This is a genomic window from Flavonifractor plautii ATCC 29863 (assembly GCF_000239295.1).
Lineage (GTDB): Bacteria > Bacillota > Clostridia > Oscillospirales > Oscillospiraceae > Flavonifractor > Flavonifractor plautii.
The window spans coordinates 1-4,350 of record NZ_JH417716.1 but is presented as its reverse complement, the minus strand read 5'-3'; the positions used below and the strand labels follow the sequence as shown (position 1 = coordinate 4,350).

At 57.9% G+C, this 4,350-nt stretch carries 1 protein-coding gene; it reads right to left on the bottom strand.

Annotation, left to right across the window (positions count from 1 at the left end):
- The coding region (locus tag HMPREF0372_RS06755; RefSeq protein WP_174269963.1) for an InlB B-repeat-containing protein at positions 1 to 3,978 on the bottom strand (3,978 nt) is incomplete at its 3' end.
- Between the last annotated feature and the right edge of the window lie 372 nt (positions 3,979 to 4,350).

Genomic DNA, 4,350 nt, shown 5'->3' with positions numbered 1-4,350 from the left:
GGCGTACCAGGCGTCGGCGGGCACGTCGGTGAAGTGGGCCGCGGTGGACACCTCACGGTCCAGCAGGAGGTTGTAGAACATCTGGGCCGCCTCCGCCCGGGTCATGTGGTCGTCGGGGCCGAAGAGGCCACCGCCGTAGCCGTTCAGGTACGCGAGGTGATCCTCGGTGTTCAGCCAGCCGGAGACGCCGGTGTCGTCCGGGTCGGCAAGCTGCTTTTCGGGCGCGAAGAGGGCCTCAATGGTGTGGGCCTTACGCACGCTCTCAAAGGTGTACTTGTCCACCGCGCCTACGCTCTCGCCGTCCACCAGCACGTCGGCGATCACATACCCCTCGTCCGGGGTGAGGGTGAAGGTCTTGTCGCTGCCCCGGCGTACCCGCACGGAGCCGGAGGGGCTGATGCTCCCGCCCTCCCCCGCGCTGGCCTTGATGGTGTACCGGGTGACGCCGCCGGAGCTGCCGCCGTTATAGCTCCACTGCGCATAGAGGACGGCATTCTGGCCGGTGAGCTGGAAGGCGTCGCCGGCGGCATAATCCTCGCCGCTGCCGTCCGCCTGGGTGTTCCACCCGGCAAAGCTGTAACCGGAGCGGGTGAAGGTGTTTTCCGCCACGGTGACGGTGCTCCACTTGTCGGCGCTCTGGTCGGCAGGGGCCGAGCCCTCGCCGCCGTTGGCGTTATAGGTCAGGGTGACGGTGCCCTCGTTGGCGTCGGGGACGTTGTTATTGTTGGTATCCTCACCGAAGGTCACGGAAATGGTGTGATCTTCCCGGACATCGGCGAAGGTGTAGGATTCCCACTTTTCCCAGGTGTCCATGCCGGGCAGCAGGTTGACCCCGTTGTTGACATAGGCCGTGCCGTCGATGGTGACCCGGTCCACGGCATAGCCGGTGCCCGGAGTAAAATCAAACTTCTGGATCTTCCCGGCCGGGACATAGACCTTGCCCTCCGGGGCGATGGAGCCGTTCTCACCCGCGGAGGAGGTGATGGAGGGATTCTGAGTGATGTCGGGCTTGCCGTCGTTGTGGGTGTCCCAGCCCCAGACGGCGTATACGGTGATACTGGAGTCGGTGAAGGTCACCTGCCCCACAACACCGGCGGGCATGGTGTCACCCTGCGAGAGAATGCGGTCAATCTGTGTCTTGGACCAGCCCACGAAACGGGCCGTTCCCTTGTCGCTGGTTGCAGTTCCGGTGAGGCTGAGGCCGCTTCCGTCGGCCAGGGCAACCGTATTGCCCTTGACATAAGTGCCGCTGTCGGTGGGCAGAACCCCCTGCAAGGTGCCGCTCTCCAGCTCGTTTTCGGCGTAGGTCAGCGTGTACTTGCCGGTCTCGTTCACGTCCGGCACGCCGTCGCCATTGGTATCCACGCCCCAGGCGGCGTAAACCGTCGTGTCGCCGTTGATGTCTACGGTGGCAACAGTGGTGGGCGCTGTATCGCTGGCGGTGTAGATCTTGTCTCCGGTGGTGTTCGCTGTCCACCCAATAAACAGCACATCCACGCCGTCCTGCTGGTCGTGAGTGGGGACGGGGGACTGCTTCAAGGTGTAGCCGGTCTGGGTGTCCAGCAGCTCCGTTCCGGGGCCGCCGCTGCCGCCGTTGGGATCATAGGTCAGGATATGGAGATTTTTGCTGCTGACCGTGATGGTGCCGGTGAAGTCTTCGTAGTTGGTGCTGGAAATTGTAATTGCTATGTCTGCAACCTTTGTTTCTTCATCAGACTCCACGGCGTTGACGGGCAGGCGCAGGACACCGGCATTTACCCTGACAGCGTCAGTGGTAAAGTATCCCTCTTTGGCTATTGTAATATTACCCAACTTATAGGAGATGTTTCCCAAGCCATCCAGTCCAGCAGTCAACTGGGAGAGGGAATAGGTATACGTCCTGGCTGCCCGGTTGGCGATGGTCAAGGCGCCGGGATTGGCAGAAATCTGATTCTGGCCGGGATCAGCTTTGGCAACGACCACCGGCTTACTTGCTTGGGCTGGACGCAGAACGTAGTGCATGGCCCGGTCGCCGGTCAGCTCGTAAGAAAGGGTGACCGACCGATTGCCGGCGTTTGCATTGCTCAGTGTTCCGGTGGCGGTCACATCCACATCATCGCTGCCTACAATGTCAGCTTGGGTCAGTTCGGCATCGACTGTAACCGACGCATGTCCATCATAGGGCCACGTATACGGACTGGAGTGACCGTTCAGCTTCACGGTGCTGTCATCCACGGAGATCGGCTTTTGAGCCACAGATACGGTGACGGTACCGCTGGCGGCGGCATAGCCATCGTCTCCGCCTTTTTCCGCCACGCTGGCGGTAATGACAGCGGTTCCGCTGCCGGTGATGGTAACCTCACCATTCTGGGCTACCGTTACCACATCTTTATTGTTGCTAGTAAAGGTAACTAGACTATCAGGAGAAATAGGACTATCATCCTTTTGAAGTTCGACAGTTAGAGTGAAGTTTTCATCCCCATAGGTCTTGTTGATGGTACCATTTGTAACAACCTCATCTCCCTGCCGGATCACAACCGGATAAATGGGCAGATTGGTAATCGTGATGGTCAGTGTCCCGGACTTGGACTCTGGCGCAAAATTGGAATCACTGTGGCTGAAAACCCAATAGAGGGGTACCTCTTCGCCGGCGGATGTATTCTGAAGAGAGGTATCGGTCACCGCTTGCGAATGTTGCCCATCCATATACCAAGTCAGGTTCCCAGCCCTCAGGCCGGTCAGGTCATCTTGAATCGACGGGTCAATGGAAATGGTGGCAGGGGGCAGCTTGGACAGGAGCTGCGTTTCACCATGCGCCACTGTCCACTTCCCGTCGGACACGTTAATGCTATAAGCGGCCGGTTGAATGACAAAGGTCTTGGAGGCGCTGCCCGCCAGCAGGTCGCCGGCACCAGTGGAGGTAACAACGGCCTTGGCAGTCTCTCCGGCGTTTGTGGCATCTGTGTAAGTTACGGTATAGTCCGCCGGATTCCCATAGGTATGGGAATAGCCCCACAGATTTAATGTAACGCTTACCTCGGGCCTCTGCTCCGTGCCGTTGTAGGTCAGGTCCTCCGCGCCGGACAGGGCAATCAGCTTATCCTCCGGGGGCAGTTTGACGGTGCCGGTGCATTCCAGTGTACCGCTGCCATCTGTCTGGTCAAGACCTTCCCGCAGAATCAGGGTGCTTCCCTCGTCTACGGTGACGGTGCCGTTATTGGTCAGTTTGCCGTCCTGGCCGATTTCCAGAGTGGCGTAGGCGTAGTTTCGGTCATTCTGGACGACCCGCAGCTCGGTGCCGCTTTCCACCACAAGCGGATAGTCAATCACCGGCTCGCCCCAGACCTGGATATTGGCCTCTGTGTCATTCAGGTGAACCGTACCGTCCTCACCCACCGTCGCGCTCGTATTACTGCCCTCATAGCTGATAAAAATACCGTCCCAGTCAGCGAAGCCGGAGGGGTCCCCAATGCCGTCCGGGGCCACGATGACGGCGTTTCCGCCCGTGCCGGTGGTGAAGGCTCCGTTGTCGCTTGTACCGATAGCACGGTTGCCGCTGCCGATGCTGGTGGAGTCCGCACCGCCCTCGGCGTATACCACACCGCCGTTGATGGTGACGGTTCCGCTATAGTTTGCGTTCTCACCGGAGCCGATGCCCGCGCCGCCGGTACTGCCGCTTGACCCACCGATGGCCGTGACGTATCCGCCGTTGATGGTAACATTGCCGGTTACAGTCCCGCTGCCGACCTCGTAGCCGCCGCCGATGCCCGCGCCGCCTCCGGAGCCTCGGGCAATGATGGTACCACCGTTGATGGTGATATTGCCAAAATTACTGCTGGCGCCATATCCACCGCCGATTCCGGCCGCCCCCAAACCGATGGATGCCCCGCCGGCGGAGGCCTCGAGTAATCCGTTTCCTTCAAAGGTAACGGAGGAACCGGACTCCACCCAGATGGCAGGATGATTCCGGTAACCTCTAAGAGTGTTGTTGCCCTCCAATATAAAGGTGACATCTGCGTTACCAGTTATATCAATAGCAGATTTCTCAACGCCCGGTGAGTCAATAGTAAGATTACTAAGCGTAATTGTATGGGTTCCGCCATCAATGGTCTGATTCCTCCTGTTCCCACTCCAGGTCTCTTCGCTTTCACTAAAAGCTATAGAAGTTGAAGGAAGAATAGATAGTAAAATACATAAGGATAATAATGCGGCAAACCATCGTTTTTTTTGATGTCTCATGGTGTATCCTCCTTTTTGTAAATGTCTACCTTTTTAAACGAGGATACAACATTTTACGATAGGAAGATTTAGGAAATAAATTTGTAAAATATATTAATAGTGTAGGTTTGTCAAACATATTGGACGGTGAAC